We start from the raw sequence: 22,021 nt of genomic DNA on the forward strand, positions 1-22,021 counted from the left end.
CCTGGCCCGTGGACCTGGTGGACGGCGACATCGTCCTCAGGCCGATAAAGCTGCGCGACCAGCGGGCCTGGCGGGAGGTCAACCGGCGCAACCGCGACTGGCTGCGACCGTGGGAGGCGACCATTCCGCCCCCCGCACCCGGTGGCCCGCTCACGAACCGGCCCACCTACCGCCAGATGGTGCGGCACCTCAGGTCCGAGGCCCACGCGGGGCGGATGCTGCCCTTCGTCATCGAGTACCAGGGGCGACTGGTCGGGCAGTTGACGGTGGCCGGCATCACCTGGGGCTCGATGTGCTCCGGACACGTCGGCTACTGGGTGGACGAGGCGGTGGCCGGCCGCGGCGTGATGCCGACCGCCGTGGCGATGGTGGTGGACCACTGTTTCCGCACCGTCGGACTGCATCGGGTCGAGGTCTGTATTCGCCCCGAGAACGCGCCCAGCCGACGGGTCGTGGAGAAACTCGGATTCCGCGAGGAGGGCCTCAGGCCGCGTTATCTCCACATCGACGGAGCCTGGCGCGACCATCTCGTCTTCGCGCTCACCGCGGAAGAGGTTCCGGAGGGGCTGCTGCGGCGCTGGCACCGGTCACGGGACCGGAGCGCCCGGAACACCGGTAATTGAATAAACGTTCGAAATTGACCGGGGTGTGACTGTCCGGATCGGATAATTCACGACCCGGGCAGTCAGCTGATCGCATCGATCACAAAAAAAGTTCGAAATATCAGCCAGATCGTGCGACACACCGGCTCAATTGGCGGATGGCCTCGAGCAAACCCCTCTACCGTGTGAGGCGTGAGCAGCAGCGGCCTCATCTACGCAGTCATCGTCGGGGCCTGGGCCGCCTACTTGGTGCCGATGTGGCTCCGTAGGCAGGACGAGCTGAACGAGGCCCGTCCGACGGAACGCTTCAGCACCGCCATCCGGCTGCTGTCCGGACGGGCGGGCATGGAGCGCCGGTACGCCAAGGACCTGCAGTCGCGCTCCGCCGACGAGGGGGAGCCCGACGCCGACGCCCCGGACGCCGTCACCGACTCGGTGGACGTCCGGGCGTTCGCCGTGTCCAGAACGCGTCGGCACCCGCGCCCCGAGGGGCGGCGGCAGCCCGCGGCCCAGCCCGCGGAGCAGCCCGGTCCGGCGCGCCATGAGACCGGCCCGGCGCGCCAGGAGACCGGTGGGCGCCCGGCCGGCCCCAGACCCGAACAGGCTTCCGAACCCGGTGCGGCAGCGGCACGCGAGCGCGTGCCGCAGGCCCGGCGCCCCCCCGTCTCACCGGCGGCCGCGGCCCGCGCCCGGCGCACCAAGGTGCTTGCGCGCCGTCGGCGTACGACGGTGATGCTGTTCCTGGCCTTCACGCTCGGCTCGGTCGTCGCGGCGGTCGGCGGGCTCGCCTTCCTGTGGGCGCCCGGGGTGCCCGCGGTGCTGCTCAGTGCCTACATCGCCTATCTGCGCTCGCAGGAACGCCACCGGTTCGCCTTCCACATGGACCGCCGCCAGGCCGAGGTGGCCGCGCAGCGGCTGCGCGACGGCGACCGACGGCCGCGCCGGCGTACGCCCGCCGGCCCCGCCGACCCTGTCGGCACCGTCGGTGACCCCGACGCGGAGGAGCCGGACGAAGGACCCGAGGAGGAGCCCGACTCCGGCCTGTCGGCGCTCGCCGCGGACCGCCGCGCGCTGGTGGAGCAGACCGACCACGCCGAGTGGGTCGACCAGCAGCGCGAACGGCAGCGGCGGCCCCAGGGCGACAGTTGGGACCCGGTGCCCGTCCCCCTGCCCACGTACGTGACCGCGCCGGTCGCCCCCCGCGCCACGCCCGACGTGGACCTCGCGGCGCCGGACGCGTGGAGCTCCGCGCGCTCCAGCGCCGTCGCCGACCAGGAGGACGCGGCGGCCGGCCCCGGGCCGGACCGCCCGGCCGCCCACACCGAGGACCGGCCGGAGACCCCGGGCCGCAGCGACGCCCGCCGCGCCGCGTCCGCCCGCCGGGCCCGGGAACGGGGCCGGACGCCACTCTTCGACCAGTACGAGGACGGGGACCGTCCCCGCGCGGCCAACGAGTAGCCGGCGCCGGGGCCGCCCCGCACCGCCCCCTCCCGGAGCGCCGGAAGGGATTTTTGAGCAGGCCGGTCGGGGTGCTAAAGTTTCACTCGTTGCAAGGGCCTGTGGCGCAGTCCGGTAGCGCACCTCGTTCGCATCGAGGGGGCCAGGGGTTCAAATCCCCTCAGGTCCACGCACATTGGCGAAGGTCCCGTCCGATCATCACGATCGGACGGGACCTTCGTCGTTCCGGCGGGCGGTCCAGCCACGGATCCCGCAGGGCGGGAGCGTCGTGGACAGCCCCTGCCGTCCCATGAACGACGAGGCCACGTCCGAGTACCTCTGCTTCGCCGACACCCCGTTCCTCGAGAACGACCGGCGCACCTTCGCCTTCCGGCTCCGCGTCGACGAGGTCGTCGAAGGCGCCAAGGGCAAGATCGCCCTTCCGGAGGGGGACAACCCCTGGGAGGCCGACCCGTCCAACGACGCCGGCTGGATCGTGCTGAACGGCACCGGCGACGAGGAGACACCGGGCGACACCGGCGGGACCACGGGCGGCACCGGCGGCGGTGCCACGGGCGGTTCCGGTACCGCCGGCGGCCCGGAGACCACGGGCGGCACCGGTACGGCCGGCGGCTCGGCCTCCACCGGGGCGCCACCGGCGGTACCGGCACCGACCCCGCCGGGACCACCGGAGGCACGGCCGGCGGCCAGTCGCTCCAGGGCGGGCAGGGCGGGCAGAGCGGACTGCTGGCCGACACCGGCTCCACGGCTCTGCTCGCCTCGGCGGGCGCGGCGCTGGCGCGGCGCTGGCGCTCGCCGCGGGCGGCGTGCTGTTCGCCGTCTCGCGCCGCCGGGCGGCCGACGCGGCCTGACGGAGGCCCGATGATCAGGCGCTACGGGACCTGGAGAGCCTTCGCGTAGCAGAGGCTGTCGTCGTGGAAGCGGTAGAAGCCGAACTTCCCGCACGGTTCGTAGCCGCTGGAGGTGTAGAGGGCCACGGCCTCCGGCTGCTTGGTACCGGTCTCCAGCACCATGCGGGTCCGGCCCGCCGCGCGGGCGTCCTCCTCGAGGGCGGCCAGGATGCGGCGGGCCAGCCCGCGGCCGCGCACCTGCTCGATCACGAACATCCGCTTGAGCTCGGCGTCCCCGTCGAGATTGCCCTCGTCGTTGGCGTCCTGGCTGCGCCAGCCGCCGGAGGCGACCGGGACGTCGTCCTCGTCGTAGGCGATCAGGTACAGGCCGTTCGGCGGCGCGAAGTCGGACGGGTCCAGCTGCGTGGCGTCGCCGCCGTCGCCGTAACGGACGTCGTACTCGGCCTGTACCTCGTCGTTGAGCTTCGCGGCGTCGGGGTGGTCGAAGGGGACCCGGCGTATCTTCATGCTACCTACCGTATATTAATGCGTTATCCGGAGCTGGGCATCGTCCAGTGTGCCGGTATCGTGCCCTGGTGCTCACCGTGACCAGTGTCAACGTAAACGGTCTGCGCGCCGCCGCGAAGAAGGGCTTCGTGGAGTGGCTCGCCGACACCTCCGCCGACGTGCTGTGCCTCCAGGAGGTACGGGCCGAGCCGCAGCAGCTGCCCGAACACGTGCGCACGCCCGACGGCTGGCACGTGACACACGCCCCCGCCGCCGCGAAGGGCCGCGCCGGCGTCTCCCTCTACACCCGCCGTGAGCCCGACCGGGTCCGGGTCGGTTTCGGCTCGGCGGAGTTCGACACCAGTGGCCGGTACGTCGAGGCCGACCTGCCCGGTGTGACGGTCGCCTCCCTCTACCTCCCCTCCGGGGAGGTCGGCACCGAGCGCCAGGACGAGAAGGTCCGCTTCATGGGCGAGTTCCTGGCCTACCTCAAGGAACTGCGCGAGCGCGCCGCCGCCGACGGCCGCGAGGTCGTCGTCTGCGGCGACTGGAACATCGCGCACCGCGAGGCCGATCTGAAGAACTGGCGTGCCAACAAGAAGAACTCAGGCTTCCTCCCGGAGGAGCGCGAGTGGCTGAGCCGGGTCCTCGACCCGGCCGAGGGCGGTTACGTCGACGTCGTGCGCGCCCTGCACCCGGACGTCGAGGGGCCGTACTCCTGGTGGTCGTACCGGGGGCGGGCCTTCGACAACGACAGTGGCTGGAGGATCGACCTCCACGTCGCCACCCCGGGCCTGGCCGCCAGGGCCGTCAAGGGTCACGTCGAGCGTGCCGCCACGCATGCCGAGCGCTGGTCCGACCATGCGCCGGTCACGGTGGTCTACAACCGCTGAGCCCCGGGTCCGTCCGCCAAGGCCTGTCCGGCGGACCATGCCGCAGACGCGACCCGGCCCGAACGGCAGACCCTAGTCCGCCCGCTTCTGGAGTCGCCGGTCCAGCGCCAGGGACAGCTCCGCCTCCACTACGCTGCGGGCGAGCGGGCGCAGGCGGTGGAACTCCTGTTCGGGGGTGTGGCGCAGGATCAGGTCGGCGAAGAGGTCGGCGAGGGCGTCGGCGTGTTCGCGGACGCGGGCGCCGGCCTGGAGGACCTCGCCGAGCGGGATGCCTTCGCGGACCAGGGCCGAGGAGACCTCCAGCAGGCGGTGGCTGATGTGGACGAGTTCGTCGCCGTCGGTGCCGAGGTAGCCGAGCTCCATCGCGGCGGCCAGGTTCTCCGGGGTGACCTCGCCCTCGAAGCGGGCGGCGAGTTCCTCGGGGGTGAGGCGGACCGGGGTCTCCTCGGTGGGCTCGCCGAGGCCCAGCAGGTCGCCGACGTCGCGTCCGTGCTCGAAGGCGTCGGCGAGTTCCGCGATGCCGTTCAGGGTGTGGCCGCGCTCCAGCAGGGCCGCGATGGTGCGCAGGCGGGCCAGGTGGTGGTCGTCGTACCAGGCGATGCGGCCCTCGCGGCGGGGCGGTGGGATCAGTTTGCGTTCGCGGTAGAAGCGCAGGGTGCGCACCGTGATGCCGGCCAGCCCGGCCAGTTCCTCCATGCGGTATTCGCGCTTTTCGGTCACGCCACGACCCTAAGTCGTACCGACGGTAACTTTCCTCCGTCCGCCCCCTACCCATGAGTACGGAGCTGTTCTACTCTCCCCATTGCGCCAGTGTTCACTGGCGGAGTTCTAGGCGACGCGTGGAGGCTTCGGGATGGCCGAGCACGAGCAGGTTCAAGAACACGTGCGGGTGGCGGTGATCGGGTCCGGCTTCGGCGGGCTGGGGGCCGCCGTGCGGCTGCGCCGCGAGGGGATCACCGACTTCGTCGTCCTGGAGCGGGCCGGGAGCGTCGGCGGCACGTGGCGGGACAACAGCTACCCCGGGTGCGCCTGCGACGTGCCGTCCCACCTGTACTCCTTCTCCTTCGCGCCCAACCCCGAGTGGCCGCGCACCTTCTCCGGGCAGGAGCACATCCGCGCCTACCTGGAGCACGTGGCCGACACCTTCGGGCTCCGTCCCCACCTGCGCTTCGACTCGGAGGTGAAGCGGATGGCGTGGGACGGCGAGCGGCTGCGGTGGGAGATCGAGACCGCGAGCGGGAACCTCACCGCCGACGTCGTCGTCTCCGCGACCGGGCCGCTGTCCGACCCCAAGGTGCCGGACATCCCGGGGCTGGACTCCTTCCCCGGCAAGGTCTTCCACTCGGCCCGGTGGGACCACGACTACGACCTCACCGGCAAGCGGGTCGCCATGATCGGCACCGGCGCCTCCGCCATCCAGATCGTGCCGTCCATCCAGCCGAAGGCCGGCCGCCTCACCCTCTTCCAGCGCACCCCGGCCTGGGTGATGCCCCGCATGGACCGGCCGATCAGCGGCGCCGAGCGCGCCCTGCACCGGGCGCTGCCCGTCACCACCAAGCTGCGCCGCGGGCTGCTGTGGGGCATCCGGGAACTTCAGGTGCAGGCCTTCACCAAGCACCCGAACGAGCTGGGATTCGTCGAGCAGATCGCCAAGCGCAACATGGGCGCCGCCATCAAGGACCCGGCCCTGCGCGCCAAACTCACCCCCGACTACCGCATCGGCTGCAAGCGGATCCTGCTGTCCAGCGAGTACTACCCGGCGCTCGCCAAGCCCAACGTCGACGTCGTCGCGAGCGGGCTCGGCGGGGTGCGCGGCAGCACCCTGGTCGCCGCCGACGGTACCGAGGCCGAGGTGGACGCGATCATCTTCGGCACCGGCTTCCACGTCACCGACATGCCCATCGCCGAGCGCGTCGTCGGCGCGGACGGGCGGACCCTCGCCGAGACCTGGAAGGGCGGCATGGAGGCACTGCGCGGCGCCGCGGCGGCCGGGTTCCCCAACTTCATGACGGTCATCGGGCCCAACACCGGCCTCGGGAACTCGTCGATGATCCTGATGATCGAGTCGCAGCTCAACTACATGGCCGACTACCTGCGCCAGATCAACGTCCTCGGCGGCCGGGCCGCCCTCGACGCCCGCCCCGCCGCCGTGCGGAACTGGAACCACCGGGTGCAGGAGCGCATGAAGCGCACGGTGTGGAACACCGGCGGCTGCACCAGCTGGTACCTGGACGCGAGCGGCCGCAACACCACCGTCTGGCCCGGTACGACCGCCGAGTTCCGGCGCGTGACGCGGCGCGTGGACCTGGCGGAGTACGACGTGCTGCGCCCGGCCGTCGCCGAGGCGCCCGCCGGCGCGGACACCGGTCCGGCCGCCGGCGCCGACGCCGGGCCGGCCGTCGGCGCGGACACGAACGCCGAGGTGGGCGCGTGAGCCGCCTCCTGCACGTCGCCGCCGGGCCGTACGCCCCGCCCGTCCCCACCCGCGAGCTGACCGTCACCGCCGCCGACGGCGCCCGGATACACGTCCAGGTGCACGGACCCGAGAACGCCCCCGCGGTCGTCCTCGCGCACGGCTGGGCCTGCTCGACCGCCTTCTGGGCGGCGCAGGTCCGCGCGCTCGCCGACGACCACCGGGTCGTCGTCTACGACCAGCGCGGCCACGGCCGCAGTCCGGCGAACCCGGCGTGCGGCACCGAGGCCCTCGCCGACGACCTCGAAGCCGTCCTGGAGGCCACGCTCGCGCCGGGCGAACAGGCCGTGATCGCCGGGCATTCCATGGGCGGGATGACGGTGATGGCCGCCGCGACCCGGCCCGCGGTGCGGGCGCACGCCGCGGCGGTCCTGCTGTGCAGCACGGGCAGTTCGCGGCTGGTGGCGTCCGCGACCGTGGTGCCGCTCGGAGAGGGCCGGGTGCGGACCTGGCTGACCCGGCGGATCCTCGGTTCCCGGGCGCCGCTCGGGCCGGTCACGCCCCTCGCCCGCAGGATCCTCAAGTACGGGACGATGGGCCCCGGTTCGGACCCGCACATGGTCGACGCCTGCGCCCGCATCGTGCACGCCTGCCCGCGCAAGGTGCGCCACGCCTGGTCCCAGGTGCTCGACCTGCTCGACCTCGACCACGGCGTACGGGAGTTGCGGATGCCGGTCGAGGTCGTGGTCGGCACCGCCGACCGGCTGACCCCGCCCGTGCACGCCCGCTCGCTGGCCGCCGCGCTGCCCGACTGCGTGGGTCTGACGGAACTCCCGGGCCTCGGCCACATGACGCCGGTGGAGGCGCCGGAGCTGGTCACCGGGAAGATACGTGCCCTCGCCGCCGCCCACATATCCGCCGCACGCACCGAAGACGCCGTAGCGGCCGTACACGCCGAGGAGAGCGCATGAGCAGGGTGAGTCTGGAAGGGCGGGTCGCCGTCGTCACCGGAGCCGCGCGGGGCGTCGGGGAACTGCTGGCCCGCAAGCTGTCCGCGCGCGGGGTGAAGGTCGCGCTCGTCGGCCTGGAGCCGGACGAGCTCAAGCAGGTCTCGGCCCGGCTGCACAGCGAGAGCGAGCACTGGCACGCCGACGTCACCGACCACGAGGCGATGGCCCGGGTGGCCCGCGAAGTCGAGGAACGCTTCGGCAGGATCGACATCGTCGTCGCCAACGCGGGCGTCGCCACCGGCGGACCCTTCGTCGACTCCGACCCGGAGTCCTGGCGGCGGGTGATCGAGGTCAACCTGATCGGCTCGGCTGTCACGGCCCGCGCCTTCCTGCCGGCGCTGCTGGAGAGCCGCGGCTACCTGCTCCAGATCGCGTCCCTCGCCGCCCTCACCCCCGCGCCGATGATGACCGCCTACTGCGCCTCCAAGTCCGGTGTGGAGGCGTACGCGCACAGCCTGCGCGGCGAGGTCGGGCACCGGGGCGTGAAGGTCGGCGTCGGCTATCTGTCCTGGACCGACACCGACATGGTGCGCGGCGCCGACCAGGACGACGTCATGCGCGAACTGCGGCAGCGGCTGCCCTGGCCGTCCAACAAGACCTATCCGCTCGGCCCGGCCGTCGACCGGCTCGTGGAGGGCATCGAGCGCCGCTCCGCCCACGTCTACGGGCAGTGGTGGCTGCGCGGTATGCAGGGGATGCGCGGGTATCTGCCGGCCGTTATCGGGACCGTCGGACAGCGCGAGATGCGGCGCTTCGGGGACCGGCTGAACGGCGTGCGCGTCGGCCTGGTCGGCGCGGGCGGAGCGGCCGACGAACAGCGTCCGACCAGCACCGCTACGGTCCGTAAGTGATCGACATGCGCACGGTCACGGCCCATGTGAATCTGATCGGGCCAGGCCGATCCGGCCCGGCCCGAACATCACAGGAGTGAACCCACATGGGTATGAAGGACCAGTTCCAGGACAAGGCCGAGCGCATGCAGCAGCAGGGCAAGCAGCGGGCCGACCAGGCCAGGGAGCAGTTCCAGAACCGCGACCGCCGTCGTGACGAGGACGAGATGGACCCGTCGCGCCGCCGGGACGCGGAGGAGCGCGAGCCCGCCACGCGCCGCCGTGACGCGGACGAGCGGTTCGAGGAGAGCTACGACGCCTGACGCGCCGCCGCTGAGTTGAAGGGGCGCCCCCCGTTCGCCACGGAGGGCGCCCTTACTCATGCCCGGGGCGGCAGCGCCGGCCGCGACCGGTCGGGTACGTCGTCGTAACCGGGCGGCGTCGCGGGCGGGTCGGTCTCCAGCAGCTCCAGCGCCAGCCGGACCGCCTCGTCCAGCACCGGGTAGCGGCCCTCGGCCCAGTCCAGCGGGGTGCGCAGCGCCTCGACATCGGGGTCGACGCCGTAGTTCTCCACGGACCAGCCGTACGCGTCGAACCAGGCCGCGTTCATCGGCACCGTGATCACCGTGCCGTCACCGAGGCGGTGCCGGCCGGTCATGCCGACCACGCCGCCCCAGGTGCGCTGCCCGACCACCGGACCGAGCCGCAGCAGCTTGAACGCGGCCGTGATCATGTCGCCGTCCGAGGACGTGGCCTCGTCCGCGACCGCCACGACAGGACCGCGCGGCGCGTTGGACGTGTACGACACCGGCTGCGCGTCACGGGTCAGGTCCCAGCCCAGGATGGTGCGGGTCAGCTTCTCGATGACGAGCTCGCTGATGTGCCCGCCCGCGTTGCCGCGCACGTCCACGATCAGCGCGGGCCGGGACACCTCCATGCGCAGGTCGCGGTTGAACTGCGCCCAGCCGGAGCCGCCCATGTCGGGGATGTGCAGGTAGCCGCACCGCCCGCCGCTCAACTCCCGCACCACCTCGCGGCGTTTGGCCACCCAGTCCTGATAGCGCAGCGGCCGTTCGTCGACGAGCGGTACGACGGCGACCCGGCGGGAGGGGCCCGGTCCGCCTTCCGCCGGTGCGAAGGTCAGCTCCACCGTCGTGGCGCCCGCGCCCGCCAGCAGCGGGTACGGACCCGCCACCGGGTCCACCGGGCGGCCGTCCACGTGAGTCAGCACCGCACCCTCGCGGATGCCCGTGCCGGCCAGCGGGGAGCGGGCCTTGGAGTCGGAGGAGTCGCCGGGCAGGATGCGCTTGACCGCCCAGTGCCCGTCCCGGCACACGAAGTTGGCGCCGAGCAGCCCCTGCCGGCGCTGGTAGTGGGCCGGTCCCTCGTTGCGCCGGGCGGCGGCGACGTAGGCGTGCGAGGTGCCGAGTTCGCCGAGTACTTCGCGCAGCAGGTCGGCGAACTCGTCCGGGGAGGCGACCCGTTCGAGCAGCGGACGGTACTGCTCCAGCACCGCGTCCCAGTCGATGCCGCACATCCCGGGGTCCCAGAAGTAGGCGCGGACCAGCCGGCCCGCCTCGTCGTACGCCTGGCGCCACTCGGCGGCCGGGTCGACCACGTGCGGGATGCGGCGCAGGTCGATCCAGGTGGTCGAGTCGCTGTCGCCCACCTCGGTGGCCGGTACGGCGCGCAGGTCGCCCTCGTCGAGCACGACCAGGCGGGTCCCGTCGCCGCTGACCCGGAACCAGTCCAGGTGGTCGACCAGCTCGGCCTTCTTCGCCTTGGCGAGGTTGAAGTGCTCGAGGGTGGGCCGCTCGCTCGGGTCGGCCGGGTTGGCGAAGGTCTCGCCGAGCGCGCCCGAGATCGGCCAGCGCAGCCAGACCAGGCCGCCGCCCGCGACCGGGTACAGCGCCGAGTACTTGGACGCGGTGACCGGGAACGGGGTGACCCGGGCCTCCAGCCCCTCGACCTCGACGGTCACGGCGCCGCCCTCGCCGGGCTCGTCCTCCAGCGGGTCCAGGCCCCCGGCGGCGGGGCGGCCCTCCGGGTTCAGCGCGAAGGGTGAGGGGGTCGCGGAGGACAGCGGCACCAGGTAGGGGCGGCAGCCCAGCGGGAACGACAGATCGCCGGTGTGCACGTCGTACACCGGGTCGAAGCCGCGCCAGGACAGGAAGGCGAGGTAGCGGCCGTCCCGCGTGAACACCGGGTTCTCGTCCTCGAAGCGGCCGTTGGTGACGTCGACGACGAGCGGGCCCTCCGGCCCGTCGATGCGGGCCATCTTGATCTGCCGCAGGGAGCGCCCGATGCCGGGGTGGGACCAGGTGAGCCAGGTGCCGTCGGGGGAGAAGGTGAGGTCGCGCACGGGCCCGTTGCCGGACCGGATCAGCTCGGTGACGCGGCTTCCGGCGGCACCGGTGGGGCCGCCGGGGCCGCCGTCCTCCGCGACGCCGTCGCCGTCGGTGCCGCCGTCGGTGCCGGTGCCGGTGCCGGTGACCACCGCCTCCACTGCCTCCGCCGGGCCCCCCGCCTCCACTGCCTCCGCCCGGCCCCCCGCGTCCTCGTCGTCCGCCGGGCCCCCCGGTCCCACGTCGTCCACCGTGTTCACCGCGTCCAGCGCCCGGGCGACCTCCGCGTCCTCCTCCGCGACGTCGAGCAGCAGCAGCCGGCCGTCGTGGGAGGCGATGGCGAGGCGCTCGCCCGCCGGGTCCGAGACCAGCTCCAGGACCCGGCCCAGCCGCCCGGAGGCGAGCCGCCTGGACGCGCGGCCCCCGGTCGCGCGTGGCAGGTGGGCGATCTCGACGGCGTCCTCGCCCTCCGCGTCCGTCACGTACGCGATCCGCCCGCTCTGCCCGAGCATCTCCGGCAGCCGCACCCGTACGCCCGGGGTGTCGGCGAGGGTGCGGGCCGGGCCGTCGCGGTGGGTGAGCCAGTACAGGCTGCCGCGCACGACGACGGCGCTCGCGCGGCCGGTCTCGTCGACGGAGATGCCGCCCACGTGCTGGGCGGCGGGCACCTGGTAGGAACGCCGTCCCGCGCGCGGCCCGCTCAGCCGGACGTCGAGCCGGCGCGGCACCGAGCCGGACGACAGGTCGTCGACGATCCACAGGTCACCCGCGCACTGGTACACCACGCGGGTGCCGTCGCTCGCCGCGTGCCGGGCGTAGCAGGCGTCGTGGTCGGTGTGGCGGCGCAGGCCGGAGCCGTCGTGGGCGCACGAGTAGAGGTTGCCGACGCCCTCGTGGTCGGAGAGGAAGGCGATCCGGCCGCCGACGAACATGGGGGAGTGCAGATGCCCCCGGAGGTCGGGCAGGAGCCGTTGCCCGTGCAGCCAGAGCCTGCCCGTGGCGCCGCCCCGGTAGCGCTTCCAGGCGGCGGGCTCGTGCGGCGGGGTACCGGTCAGGAGAAGGGTCCTGCGTTCGCCGTCGAGATCGGCGGCCTGGATGTCGGTGACGGGCCCCCAGGGCAGCTTGCGGCCGGGGTCGCCGTCGAGGGTGACCTTGTAGGCCCAGGTGAGATGGGAGAAGGGCTCGCCGTGGGAGGCGACGGCGAGGATGGCGGCGTGGCCGTCGGGATCGGGCGGCGACCAGCCGCAGACCCGGGTGTCGAGGTCGCCCCAGTGGGTGAGCTGCCGTCCGGGGCCGCCGTCCACCGGCACGAGGTGGACCTCCGGCACCAGACTGCGCCAGCTGGTGTACGCGATGTGCCGGCCGTCGGGTGAGAAGCGCGGATGGCCGGCCTTGGTGCGGTCGACGGTGAGCCGCCAGGCGCGGCCCGGACCGTCGAGGTCCGCGAGCCAGAGGTCGTCCTCTGCCACGAAGCAGAGCTGGTCGCCACTGAGGTGCGGAAGGCGCAGATAACTCACCTGCCCCATGCTTTGCCGGGTACCGGGCCCCGGCAACTCGGCCCGTGAGATCGGTCCGCCGCACAGATCTCGGTCCGCCGCTTATGAGTAACCGACAGGCGTGACCCACGACACGAACGAAACCGTTTCGTTTCGCTGGAGGGTGGGGTACATTCGTCTGTACGAAACGGTGTCGTTCCGAACGGTTTTCGAACGGACTCCGTTCCGAACGGACGAGGGATGGAGTGAGCGAGATGACGGAGACCGCCACCGCGCGCCGCAGCCGGATCACTCCCGAGCGCGAGGCCGAGTTGTACGAGGCCGTGCTCGACCTGCTCCGCGAGGTCGGCTACGACGCCCTCACCATGGACGCCGTGGCGGCCCGCACCCGGTCCAGCAAGGCGACGCTCTACCGCCAGTGGGGCGGCAAGCCCGAGCTGGTCGTCAGGGCCATGCGGCACAACAAGCCCGGTGAGATCGGCGATGTCGACACCGGCTCGCTGCGCGGCGACCTGCACGCCCTGATGGCCCGCGAGGACGACTGCACCATGGCCCAGAACTCCGCCCTGATGCGCGGCGTGGCCATGGCGCTCCACCAGAACCCGGACCTGCGCCAGGCCTTCCGGGATCAGCTCGTCGAACCGGAGATGGCGGAGTTCCGGCACCTGCTGCAACGCGCCGTCGACCGGGGCGAGATCAGAGCGGACTGCCCGGCACTGGACTTCCTCGTGCCCATGCTGGTCGGTGCTTTCGCCACCCGCACGCTGCTCGAGGACCAGCCACCGACCCGGGCTTTCCTCACCTCCTACATCGACGCCGTGGTCCTCCCCGCCCTCGGCGTCCCCACCCCCTGACACGTCCCCCCAGCTGAGCCTCAGCTGAGCCCCCATCTGAGCCCCATCTGACGTCACCGCTCACGTCGTCGGGCCGATCACCCCTGCCCTGAAACCCACGACCTGACCGGGAGTACGCCCTCGTGGCCACGTTCCTCTACAAACTCGGCCGGCTCGCCTTCCGCCGACGGCACTTCGTCGCCCTGATATGGGTGGCGCTGCTGACGCTCGCGGGCGTCGGCGCCGCCAGCGCCCCGCCCGCCGGCACCACCTCCTTCTCCATCCCCGGCACCGAGGCCCAGAAGGCCTTCGACCTGCTGGAAGAGCGCTTCCCCGGCACCAGTGCCGACGGCGCCACCGCACGCGTCGTCTTCAAGGCACCGTCCGGCGAGAAGATGACGGACGCCGACAACAAGGCGACCGTCGAGAAGACGGTCTCCGACCTGGCCGACGGTTCCGAGGTCGCCTCGGTCGCCGACCCGTACACGGGCGACGCCGTCAGCGAGGACGGCACGATCGCCTACGCGTCGGTGAGGTACGACGTCTCCGGCATGGAGCTCGAGGACTCGACCAAGGACGCCCTGGAGGACGCCGCCCAGCAGGCGCGCGACGCCGGGCTGACCGTCGAGGTCGGCGGTGACGCGCTCCAGGCCGTCCCGCACACCGGCGCCACGGAGATCATCGGGATCGCGGTCGCCGCAGTCGTCCTCGTCATCACCTTCGGCTCGCTGGTCGCGGCCGGACTGCCCCTGCTCACGGCACTGATCGGCGTCGGCATCGGCGTCTCCTCGATCACCGCGCTGGCCGGCGCGCTGGAGCTGGGCTCCACGACCTCCATCCTGGCGATGATGATCGGCCTCGCGGTCGGCATCGACTACGCCCTGTTCATCGTCTCCCGCTACCGCGCCGAACTCGCCGAGGGGCGTGAGCGCGAGGAGGCCGCGGGCCGGGCGGTCGGCACCGCGGGCTCGGCGGTCGTCTTCGCCGGACTCACGGTCGTCATCGCCCTGGTCGGCCTCGCGGTCGTCAACATCCCGATGCTGACCAAGATGGGCATCGCGGCGGCCGGCACCGTCGCCATCGCGGTCCTGATCGCCCTGACGATGGTTCCCGCGCTGCTCGGCTACGCGGGCCGCAGGGTCAGGCCGACCGGCGCGAAGGGCAAGCTCCCGGGCGGCGCCCGCAAGGGCTCCGGCGAAGGCACGGGCGAAGACACGGGCGCGGGCGCGGAGAAGACCGGGCAGCAGCCGAAGGCCAACCTGGGCACCCGCTGGGCGAGCTTCGTCGTCCGCCGCCCGCTGGCCGTCCTCCTCCTGGGCGTCATCGGCCTCGGAGCCGCCGCGATACCCGCGGCCTCCCTGGAACTGGGCCTGCCCGACGACGGCTCCCAGCCGACGTCCACGACCCAGCGCCGCGCGTACGACCTCCTGTCGGACGGCTTCGGCCCCGGCTTCAACGGCCCGCTGATGGTCGTCGTGGACGCCAAGGGCAGCGACGCCCCGGGGCAGGTCTTCACCGACGTCTCCAACGAGATCGAGGACCTCGAGGACGTCGTGGCGGTGACCCCGCCCCAGCCCAACAAGGCCGGCGACACCGCGACGATCACCGTGATCCCGGACTCCAAGCCGTCCTCCGTCCAGACCGAGGACCTCGTGCACGCCATCCGCGACGCGGGCGGCGACATCAAGGCGGACACCGGCGCGGAGACCCTGGTCACCGGCTCGACGGCGATGAACATCGACGTCAGCCAGAAGCTGAACGACGCGCTGCTGCCGTACCTGGTCCTGGTCGTCGGCCTGGCCTTCCTCCTCCTGATCGTGGTCTTCCGCTCGATCCTCGTCCCGCTGAAGGCGGCCCTCGGCTTCCTGCTCTCCGTCATGGCGGCCCTCGGCGCGGTCGTCGCGGTCTTCCAGTGGGGCTGGCTGTCCGGCCTGATGGGCGTGGAGGAGACCGGCCCGGTCATGTCGATGATGCCGATCTTCATGGTCGGCGTGGTCTTCGGCCTGGCGATGGACTACGAGGTCTTCCTGGTCACCCGCATGCGGGAGGCCTACGTCCACGGCGAGAAGCCCAACCAGGCGGTCGTCACCGGCTTCAAGCACGGGGCGCGGGTCGTCACCGCCGCCGCGGTCATCATGATGGCGGTCTTCGCGGGCTTCATCGGCTCCAGCGAGTCGATGGTCAAGATGATCGGCTTCGGCCTGGCGGTCGCCGTCTTCTTCGACGCGTTCGTCGTCCGCATGGCCATCGTCCCGGCGGTCCTCGCCCTGCTCGGCAAGAAGGCCTGGTGGCTGCCGAAGTGGCTGGACCGCGCGTTGCCCAACGTGGACGTCGAGGGCGAGGGCCTGCGCACGGCCGACGAGCGCGGCTCGGGCCCCGAGGAGGACCGGGAGCCGGCCCGCACCTGACGCGCGGCTCCCGACAGCACGACAGACCAGCCGGTGAGGGCTCCGTGGGGACGGGGCGGCCCTCACCGGCTTCCTGTCGTGCGGCACGCCCCGACCCGGTCGCCTGCCCGCTACACGTACCGCTACGGTGCCCACCATGACGACGACCGACGACGCCTCCGCGACCCCCGCCGCCCACCCCCGTTTCGCCGAGGCGCTGCACGGACTCGGACTCGGGGAACTGGCCCGCCGGGCCCGGCGCTTCCCGGAGGCCACCCGCACCGCCGCCGAGGCCGCCGCCGCGATCGGGTGCGACCTGAGCCAGATCTGCAAGTCACTCATCTTCGCTGCCGACGGCGTCCCCGTGCTGGTCCTGATGGACGGCGCCTCCCGCGTCGACCTGGAGCGCGTCCGGGAGGAACTCGGCGCGGCGAAGGTCACCCGGGCCAAGGCCGACGTCGTACGGGAGACCACCGGGTACGCCATCGGGGGCGTGCCGCCCTTCGGACACCGGAACAGGACCCGGGTACTCGCCGACCGGTCCCTCCTCGACCACGAGGTCGTCTGGGCCGCCGCCGGCACCCCGTACGCCGTCTTCCCGATGGAACCCGAAAAGCTCGTCGCCACCGCCGGCGCCACCCTCGTGGACGTGCGCGAGCGCTCCGAGTGACCCCCCTGGTCGTCGGCGCCGTCCTGCTCGCAGCGGTCACGCACGCCAGTTGGAACGCCATCGCGCACCGGATCACGGACAAGCTGACCGGCTTCGCGCTGATCTCCGGCGGCGGCATGCTCATCGGGCTCGCACTGCTGCCGTTCGCGGCGTTCCCGGCGGCCGGCGCGTGGCCGTACCTCGTCCTGTCCTCCGCCCTCCACATCGCCTACTTCGCCCTGCTGATGCGGTCCTTCCGGCTGGGCGACTTCGGCCAGGCCTACCCGATCGCCCGCGGCAGCGCGCCGCTGCTGGTCACCGTCCTCGCCGCCGTCTTCGCCCACGAGGTGCCGGACGGCTGGGCGACCGGGGGCATCCTGGTCTCCTGCGCCGGGCTGACCGGCGTCGCCCTGTGGGGGCTGCGCGGACGCCGGCCCGACTGGGCGGCTATCGGCGCGGCCCTGGCGACCGGTGCGACCATCGCGGCGTACACGGTCGTCGACGGGCTGGGCGTACGCGCCTCCGGGTCCTCCCTCGGGTACATCGCCTGGCTGATGGCGGTACAGGGGGCGGTCTTCCCGGCGTACTTCCTGTACCGCCACCGCGCCGGGGCCTGGGCGCTGCTGCGGCCGCGGGCCGGGCTCGGACTGCTCGGCGCGGTGCTGTCCGTCGCCGCGTACGCGCTGGTCCTGTGGGCGCAGACCCGCGCCGAACTCGCGCCGGTCGCCGCCCTGCGCGAGTCCTCCATCCTGGTCGGCGCGGCGATCGGAGCCCTCTTCTTCAAGGAGCGGTTCGGCGCGCCCCGGATCGTGGCGGCGGGCCTCCTCGTCGTCGGCATCGGGCTGATGCTCCGCACGGGATGACCGGGACAGCCGGGATAGTGCGCACGGCGGCTGCGAGGAGCACCCTGGAAGGAGGTGTTCCGGAGGTGATCGTCATGATGCACACCGCAGTGGGATGGCATGTCGAGCTGGAGTTCATGGAGGACGACCAGCACACGCGGGCGGTCGCGATGGTGCGGCTCCCCGACGGCAGCGAGGTCCGTGGGCACGGTCACGCCAGCCGCCACCGCGTCGACCCCCACCAGCCGAGGGTCGGCGAGGAGGTCGCGGGGGCACGTGCTTTGAACGAGCTCGCCATGCAACTGCTCACCAAGGCGCACGACGAGATCGACGCGGCGTCGGGGAGGACCTCGCACCCCATCCACGTGTGAGCCGCTGAGCGGCACCCGTGGCAGGCCTGCCGCCGGGCAGGCCTGCCACGACGAGCCGCGCCGCGCCCCTTTGACGCTCAGCCCGCGTCGAGCGACGCCCGCACCGCCCGCACCAGCGCCTGGGCCCGCGGGTCCGCCGTGACCGTCTTGCGGAAGCCGTTGGTGACGTACCCGAAGGCGATGCCCGCCTCCGGGTCGGCGAAGCCGAGCGCACCGCCCCGGCCCGGGTGGCCGAAGGAACCGGGGGACAGGAACGGGGAGGCGCTGCCGTGCAGCATGTAGCCGAGGCCGAAGCGGGTGCCCACGACGAGGATCCGGTCCGGACCGGCCGACTCCTCGGCGCGGGCCCGTTCCGTAGTGGCCGGGGAGAACAGCCGCGCGTGCCGCGTCACGCCGTCGACGTCGCCGATCAGCGCCGCGTAGAAGCGGGCCAGCCCGTCGGCCGTCGCGATGCCGTTGGTCGCCGGGAGGGCCGACGCCCGGTACGCCGGGTCGTTCTGGTCGGGGAACGGCGTGATCGCGGCGAAGGCGCGGCGGGTGAGGGAGTCCGGGTCCTGGTAGGCCTCGGTGACGGAGCGTTTGGGGCGCAGGCGCGGACCGCCCCCCGACGGCTCGGGGTCCTCGACGCGACCGACCCGCCCGGCCCGGCCCGCCGCCTCCTCCGCGGCGGGCAGGCCGAGCCACAGGTCCAGGCCCAGCGGCCGGGCGATCTCGTCCGCGATCCACTCACCGGTGCTCCGCCCGCCGCTCGCCCTGCGGACCAGTTCGTCGAGCAGCCAGCCGTACGTCAGCGCGTGGTAGCCGTGAGCGGTGCCCGGCTCCCAGACGGGTGCCTGGGCGGCGACGGCCCGCGGGCCCCGCAGCGGGTCCAGGGCCTCGTCCGGGGTGAGCGGGTGGTCGAGGACCGGCAGCCCGGCCCGGTGGTTCAGCACGTGCCGGACCAGTACCCGCTCCTTGCCGTGCGCCTTGAACTCGGGCCAGTACTCGCCCACCGGCGCGTCCAGGTCCAGTTCCCCGCGCTGGTGCAGCAGCAGCGGTACGGCGGCGGCGACGCCCTTCGTGGCCGAGCGCACGACCTGGGCGGTGCCCCGGCGCCACGGCTCGGTGCCGGCTGTGTCATCGACGTTCCTGGTGCCGCCCCACAGGTCGACGACCTTGTGCCCGTCCCGGTAGACGGCGACCGCCGCGCCCCGGTCCCCGAGCGCGGCGAAGTTCCGTGCGAACGCGTCCCTGACGGGCTCGAAGCCCTCGGCCACTGCCCCGTGCACGTCCACGTCCACTCTTCCGCTTCCCTTCCGACCGCCTGCGACAGTGGGTGCAACCGCCACCGGTCGCCCGCGATTCCTCACCTGCCCGCGGCCGCCGAGCGTGGATCGAAGCCGAAGGGCAGTTCCAGGCGGTGGGCGCGCATCAGGTCGTCGTCGGAGAGCAGGCCGGCGGTCGGTCCGTCCGCCGCGATGACGCCGTCGCTGAGGATCAGGGCGCGGGGGCACAGCTCCAGGGCGTAGGGCAGGTCGTGGGTGACCATCAGGACCGTGACGTCCAGGGAGCGCAGGATGTCGGCGAGTTCGCGGCGGGAGGCCGGGTCGAGGTTGGAGGACGGCTCGTCCAGCACCAGGATCTCCGGCTCCATGGCGAGCACGGTGGCGACCGCCACCCGGCGCCGCTGGCCGAAGGAGAGGTGGTGCGGGGGCCGGTCCCCGAACTCCGCCATGCCGACCAGCGCGAGCGCCCGCTCCACGCAATGCTCCAGCTCCGGCCCCTTCAGCCCGGCCGCCGCCGGTCCGAACGCCACGTCCTCGCGCACGGTCGGCATGAAGAGCTGGTCGTCGGGGTCCTGGAAGACGATGCCGACCCGGCGCCGGACCTCCGCCATGTTCCGCTTGTCCACGGGCAGTCCGGCGACCGTGACCGTGCCGGTGCCGCCGGTCAGGATGCCGTTGAGGTGGAGGACGAGCGTGGTCTTGCCCGCGCCGTTCGGGCCGAGCAGCGCGACCCGCTCGCCGCGGGCGACGGAGAAGTCCACGCCGAAGAGGGCCTGGTGGCCGTCGGGGTAGGCGAAGGCGAGCCCGGAGACCTCCAGAGAAGCTGTCACAGCACCCATCCCAGCACCAGCACCCATCCCAGCACCCATCCCAGCACCCATCCCAGCACCAGCACCCACCCCAGCATCCATCACAGCACCCATCCCAGCAGACAGACGACGAGGGCGGCGGCGGGGAGGGCCAGCGCGTACGACCACTGCGCCCGGGAGGCGGTCGCCTCGTCGATCACCGGCATCGAACCGGCGTAGCCGCGGCTGACCATGGCCAGATGGACGCGTTCGCCGCGTTCGTAGGAGCGGATGAAGAGGGCTCCGGCGGACTTGGCGAGGACGCCCCAGTGCCGTACTCCGCGAGCCTCGAAGCCGCGCGACTCCCGGGCGATCCGCATCCGGCGCATCTCGTCCGCGATGACGTCCCCGTACCGGATCATGAACGACGCGATCTGCACCAGCAGCGGCGGCAGCTTCAGACGCTGGAGGCCGAGCAGCAGTTCGCGCAGCTCGGTGGTGGAGGCGAGGAGCACGGAGGCGGCGACGCCCAGGGTGCCCTTGGCCAGTACGTTCCAGGCGCCCCACAGGCCGTTCACGCTCAGCGACATGCCGAGCGCCTGCACCCGCTCGCCCTCCGCCACGAACGGCATCAGCACCGCGAACGCGACGAACGGCACCTCGATCAGCAGCCGCTTGAGCAGGAAGCCGGCCGGGACGCGGGCGGCGCGGGCCACCGTCGCGAGCAGCAGGGCGTAGAGGCCGAAGGCCCACATCGCCTCGCGGGGCGTCGACACCACGACGATGACGAAGGCGAAGGTCGCGGCGAGCTTGGTGTGCGGCGGCAGTCCGTGCACGGGGGAGTGTCCGTGCCGGTAGAGCCGGTGCGCGTGGCCGGCGCCCATGTCAGACGGTCGTATCCGTGTTCACCGGCGAGGCGTCGTCGCCGCGCCGCCTGCGTACCGCCCAGAACACCGTGCTGCCCGCGACGACCGTGACGCCGACGCCGATCACGCCCGCGAGGCCGCCGGAGACGCGGGCGTCGGTGATGTCCTCGACGCCGTAGTCGGCGAGCGGGGAGCCGGCGCTCGAGTGCTCCTCGGTCTTCTCGTCGATGCCCTTGTCGGCGGCGACCTTCTCCAGGCCGTCGGGGTCGGCGGAGGCGTAGAAGCTGACGAAACCGGCGAGGACCAGCGAGGTGACCAGGCCCGTGATCCACAGCTTGCGGTGGGAGCGGGCGGTGGCGGGCGCGGGGGCCGGGTCCGCCTCGGGGACGTCGACGAGTTCGCCGTTCACCCGCAGCTTGAGCTTCTGCGTGAGGCCGTGCGCGCCGTACACCAGGTCCGGCCGTACGGCGATGACGGCGCCGACGGTCAGCGCGGTGATCGCGGCCTCGCCGACACCGATCAGCACGTGCACGCCGAGCATCGCGGTGGCGACCTTGCCGATGGCGACGTCCGTGGTGCCGCCCACCCAGTACAGGAACGTGAAGGCGAGGGCGGCGGCCGGGACGGAGACCAGGGCGGCGACGAAGGAGGCGACGGTGACCGAGCGGCGGGTGCGCGGCAGCACCTTCACCAGCCCCCGGAAGAGGGCGTAGGCGACGACCGTGGTGACGATCGCCATGTCGGTGATGTTCACGCCGAGCGCGGTCAGGCCGCCGTCGGCGAAGAGGATGCCCTGCATGAGCAGGACGACGGAGACGCACAGCACCCCCGTGTAGGGGCCTACGAGGATCGCGGCGAGGGCGCCGCCGAGCAGATGCCCGCTGGTGCCGGCCGCGACGGGGAAGTTCAGCATCTGCACCGCGAAGATGAACGCCGCGACCAGTCCCGCCAGCGGCGCCGTCCGCTCGTCCAGCTCGCGGCGCGCGCCGCGCAGGCTGACCGCGAGGGCGCCCGCGGCGACGACTCCGGTGACCGCGGAGGTCGGGGCGTTGATGAATCCGTCAGGTACATGCACGGTTCGATGATAGAGACCAGTTGCAACCCCTTTGCAAGAGCGAGGTAAAGGCTGACCTCACATGTGATATACGCCTCGAAGGGCATGGCCTGGGAAATATGGGACATTGGAGAGGGGTGGACGCACAGCATTCGCACAGGTCGCACACCGCAAGGGGCGAGCCGATGTCCGTTGTCGAGCAGTACGCACGAGCCCACATCCTGACGGACGCGGACCTCCCGGACGAGGACGACGGCGGAGCGCTACCCGTCGTGCTGCGCTACGACCCCGACCGCGACCCGCGGTCGGTGTGCGTCGCCCTGCCCGGCCGCGGCCCCGGCATCCGCGAGTGGACCTTCTCCCGGACGCTGCTGGAACAGGGCCTGCGCGCGCCCGCCGGAAGCGGCGAGGTGCGGGTGTGGCCGTGCGGGCGGGTGCAGGCCGTCGTCGAGTTCCACACCCCGCAGGGCTGCTCGGTGGTCCAGTTCGAGACCAAGGCGCTCATCCGGTTCCTGCGCCGGACCTACACGACGGTGGCCGAGCCGGTGGCCCACTGAGCCACCGGCCGCGGGTGCGCGGGCC

At 72.8% G+C, this 22,021-nt stretch carries 21 protein-coding genes and 1 tRNA gene; 15 read left to right on the forward strand and 7 right to left on the reverse strand.

The window, feature by feature from the left end:
• Positions 1-8: 8 nt before the first annotated feature.
• The 4 genes from ACZ4V1_RS19755 (at position 9) to ACZ4V1_RS19770 (ending at position 2,925) form a co-directional block, all read left to right on the forward strand.
• Positions 9-623, forward strand: a complete 615-nt coding sequence (locus tag ACZ4V1_RS19755) for a GNAT family N-acetyltransferase (RefSeq protein ID WP_468337489.1) — start codon at positions 9-11, stop codon at positions 621-623.
• Positions 624-794: 171 nt separating this feature from the next.
• Entirely contained in the window at positions 795-2,060 is a 1,266-nt protein-coding gene (gene sepX / locus ACZ4V1_RS19760; RefSeq protein WP_468337491.1) for a divisome protein SepX/GlpR, read from the forward strand.
• A 95-nt stretch (positions 2,061-2,155) separates the two neighbouring features.
• Positions 2,156-2,229: transfer RNA gene (locus ACZ4V1_RS19765), tRNA-Ala, on the forward strand.
• 120 nt (positions 2,230-2,349) lie between these two features.
• A complete protein-coding gene (locus ACZ4V1_RS19770; protein WP_468337494.1) occupies positions 2,350-2,925 on the forward strand; it encodes a hypothetical protein in 576 nt (191 codons plus the stop codon).
• Positions 2,926-2,932: 7 nt separating this feature from the next.
• On the opposite strand, the gene ACZ4V1_RS19775 is transcribed toward ACZ4V1_RS19770, so the two are convergent.
• Positions 2,933-3,418: a GNAT family N-acetyltransferase gene (locus tag ACZ4V1_RS19775; RefSeq protein WP_468337497.1), complete on the reverse strand. Its 486-nt coding sequence runs from the start codon at positions 3,416-3,418 to the stop codon at positions 2,933-2,935.
• A 68-nt stretch (positions 3,419-3,486) separates the two neighbouring features.
• Here ACZ4V1_RS19775 and ACZ4V1_RS19780 point away from each other — a divergent pair, with 68 nt between their 5' ends.
• Complete coding sequence (locus tag ACZ4V1_RS19780; RefSeq protein WP_468337500.1) at positions 3,487-4,290, forward strand: exodeoxyribonuclease III; 804 nt, start codon at positions 3,487-3,489, stop codon at positions 4,288-4,290.
• Between the two features lie 72 nt (positions 4,291-4,362).
• Here the strand turns inward: ACZ4V1_RS19780 and ACZ4V1_RS19785 are convergent, their stop codons facing one another.
• Positions 4,363-5,010 (reverse strand): MerR family transcriptional regulator, encoded by a 648-nt coding sequence (locus tag ACZ4V1_RS19785; RefSeq protein WP_468337503.1) that lies wholly within the window; start codon positions 5,008-5,010, stop codon positions 4,363-4,365.
• Between the two features lie 133 nt (positions 5,011-5,143).
• On the opposite strand from ACZ4V1_RS19785, the gene ACZ4V1_RS19790 reads away from it, so the two are divergent.
• The 4 genes from ACZ4V1_RS19790 to ACZ4V1_RS19805 all read left to right on the forward strand — a co-directional run bounded on the left by ACZ4V1_RS19790 (position 5,144) and on the right by ACZ4V1_RS19805 (position 8,866).
• Complete coding sequence (locus ACZ4V1_RS19790) at positions 5,144-6,724, forward strand: flavin-containing monooxygenase (RefSeq protein WP_468337506.1); 1,581 nt, start codon at positions 5,144-5,146, stop codon at positions 6,722-6,724.
• The gene (locus tag ACZ4V1_RS19795; protein ID WP_468337509.1) at positions 6,721-7,674 is read left to right on the forward strand and encodes an alpha/beta fold hydrolase; all 954 of its coding nucleotides are present in this window, start codon (positions 6,721-6,723) and stop codon (positions 7,672-7,674) included. The genes ACZ4V1_RS19790 and ACZ4V1_RS19795 overlap by 4 nt, the downstream gene beginning before the upstream one ends.
• Positions 7,671-8,564, forward strand: a complete 894-nt coding sequence (locus ACZ4V1_RS19800; RefSeq protein ID WP_468337512.1) for an SDR family oxidoreductase — start codon at positions 7,671-7,673, stop codon at positions 8,562-8,564. Before ACZ4V1_RS19795 ends, ACZ4V1_RS19800 begins: the two co-directional genes overlap by 4 nt.
• A gap of 86 nt (positions 8,565-8,650) precedes the next feature.
• Positions 8,651-8,866 (forward strand): hypothetical protein, encoded by a 216-nt coding sequence (locus tag ACZ4V1_RS19805; protein ID WP_121747520.1) that lies wholly within the window; start codon positions 8,651-8,653, stop codon positions 8,864-8,866.
• Between the two features lie 56 nt (positions 8,867-8,922).
• Here ACZ4V1_RS19805 and ACZ4V1_RS19810 read toward each other — a convergent pair whose 3' ends face one another.
• Positions 8,923-12,414, reverse strand: coding sequence for a S41 family peptidase (locus ACZ4V1_RS19810; protein ID WP_468337516.1), 3,492 nt, complete (start codon positions 12,412-12,414; stop codon positions 8,923-8,925).
• A 224-nt stretch (positions 12,415-12,638) separates the two neighbouring features.
• Between ACZ4V1_RS19810 and ACZ4V1_RS19815 the strand changes: the two genes are divergently transcribed.
• The 5 genes from ACZ4V1_RS19815 (at position 12,639) to ACZ4V1_RS19835 (ending at position 17,466) form a co-directional block, all read left to right on the forward strand.
• Entirely contained in the window at positions 12,639-13,238 is a 600-nt protein-coding gene (locus ACZ4V1_RS19815; RefSeq protein ID WP_468337519.1) for a TetR/AcrR family transcriptional regulator, read from the forward strand.
• A 122-nt stretch (positions 13,239-13,360) separates the two neighbouring features.
• Positions 13,361-15,625, forward strand: coding sequence for an MMPL family transporter (locus ACZ4V1_RS19820; protein ID WP_468337522.1), 2,265 nt, complete (start codon positions 13,361-13,363; stop codon positions 15,623-15,625).
• A gap of 136 nt (positions 15,626-15,761) precedes the next feature.
• Entirely contained in the window at positions 15,762-16,274 is a 513-nt protein-coding gene (locus ACZ4V1_RS19825; RefSeq protein WP_468337525.1) for a YbaK/EbsC family protein, read from the forward strand.
• Positions 16,271-17,116: an EamA family transporter gene (locus tag ACZ4V1_RS19830; protein ID WP_468337528.1), complete on the forward strand. Its 846-nt coding sequence runs from the start codon at positions 16,271-16,273 to the stop codon at positions 17,114-17,116. The genes ACZ4V1_RS19825 and ACZ4V1_RS19830 overlap by 4 nt, the downstream gene beginning before the upstream one ends.
• A gap of 74 nt (positions 17,117-17,190) precedes the next feature.
• Positions 17,191-17,466 carry a DUF1876 domain-containing protein gene (locus ACZ4V1_RS19835; RefSeq protein ID WP_468337530.1) on the forward strand — a complete coding sequence of 92 codons (276 nt, stop codon included), beginning with the start codon at positions 17,191-17,193 and terminating at the stop codon, positions 17,464-17,466.
• 77 nt (positions 17,467-17,543) lie between these two features.
• Here the strand turns inward: ACZ4V1_RS19835 and ACZ4V1_RS19840 are convergent, their stop codons facing one another.
• From ACZ4V1_RS19840 to ACZ4V1_RS19855, 4 genes are all read right to left on the reverse strand, one after another.
• Positions 17,544-18,740 carry a serine hydrolase domain-containing protein gene (locus ACZ4V1_RS19840; RefSeq protein WP_468337924.1) on the reverse strand — a complete coding sequence of 399 codons (1,197 nt, stop codon included), beginning with the start codon at positions 18,738-18,740 and terminating at the stop codon, positions 17,544-17,546.
• A 71-nt stretch (positions 18,741-18,811) separates the two neighbouring features.
• Entirely contained in the window at positions 18,812-19,570 is a 759-nt protein-coding gene (locus ACZ4V1_RS19845) for an energy-coupling factor ABC transporter ATP-binding protein (protein WP_468337533.1), read from the reverse strand.
• Positions 19,571-19,641: 71 nt separating this feature from the next.
• Entirely contained in the window at positions 19,642-20,403 is a 762-nt protein-coding gene (gene cbiQ / locus ACZ4V1_RS19850) for a cobalt ECF transporter T component CbiQ (protein ID WP_468337536.1), read from the reverse strand.
• 1 nt (position 20,404) lies between these two features.
• Positions 20,405-21,460 (reverse strand): energy-coupling factor ABC transporter permease, encoded by a 1,056-nt coding sequence (locus ACZ4V1_RS19855; RefSeq protein ID WP_468337540.1) that lies wholly within the window; start codon positions 21,458-21,460, stop codon positions 20,405-20,407.
• A 164-nt stretch (positions 21,461-21,624) separates the two neighbouring features.
• Here ACZ4V1_RS19855 and ACZ4V1_RS19860 point away from each other — a divergent pair, with 164 nt between their 5' ends.
• On the forward strand, positions 21,625-21,996 hold the full coding sequence (locus tag ACZ4V1_RS19860) for an SsgA family sporulation/cell division regulator (RefSeq protein WP_468337543.1): 372 nt from the start codon (positions 21,625-21,627) through the stop codon (positions 21,994-21,996).
• The last annotated feature ends 25 nt before the right edge of the window (positions 21,997-22,021 follow it).

The organism is Streptomyces sp. NPDC028991 (assembly GCF_055564775.1).

Coding starts and splice junctions, on each gene's coding strand:
- ACZ4V1_RS19770 (WP_468337494.1), top strand. CDS start 2,350: ATGAACGACGAGGCCACGTCCGAGTACCTCTGCTTCGCCGACACCCCG.
- ACZ4V1_RS19775 (WP_468337497.1), bottom strand. CDS start 3,418: ATGAAGATACGCCGGGTCCCCTTCGACCACCCCGACGCCGCGAAGCTC.
- ACZ4V1_RS19790 (WP_468337506.1), top strand. CDS start 5,144: ATGGCCGAGCACGAGCAGGTTCAAGAACACGTGCGGGTGGCGGTGATC.
- ACZ4V1_RS19800 (WP_468337512.1), top strand. CDS start 7,671: ATGAGCAGGGTGAGTCTGGAAGGGCGGGTCGCCGTCGTCACCGGAGCC.
- ACZ4V1_RS19805 (WP_121747520.1), top strand. CDS start 8,651: ATGGGTATGAAGGACCAGTTCCAGGACAAGGCCGAGCGCATGCAGCAG.
- ACZ4V1_RS19810 (WP_468337516.1), bottom strand. CDS start 12,414: ATGGGGCAGGTGAGTTATCTGCGCCTTCCGCACCTCAGTGGCGACCAG.
- ACZ4V1_RS19815 (WP_468337519.1), top strand. CDS start 12,639: ATGACGGAGACCGCCACCGCGCGCCGCAGCCGGATCACTCCCGAGCGC.
- ACZ4V1_RS19825 (WP_468337525.1), top strand. CDS start 15,762: ATGACGACGACCGACGACGCCTCCGCGACCCCCGCCGCCCACCCCCGT.
- ACZ4V1_RS19835 (WP_468337530.1), top strand. CDS start 17,191: ATGATGCACACCGCAGTGGGATGGCATGTCGAGCTGGAGTTCATGGAG.
- ACZ4V1_RS19845 (WP_468337533.1), bottom strand. CDS start 19,570: ATGGGTGCTGTGACAGCTTCTCTGGAGGTCTCCGGGCTCGCCTTCGCC.
- cbiQ (WP_468337536.1), bottom strand. CDS start 20,403: ATGGGCGCCGGCCACGCGCACCGGCTCTACCGGCACGGACACTCCCCC.
- ACZ4V1_RS19860 (WP_468337543.1), top strand. CDS start 21,625: ATGTCCGTTGTCGAGCAGTACGCACGAGCCCACATCCTGACGGACGCG.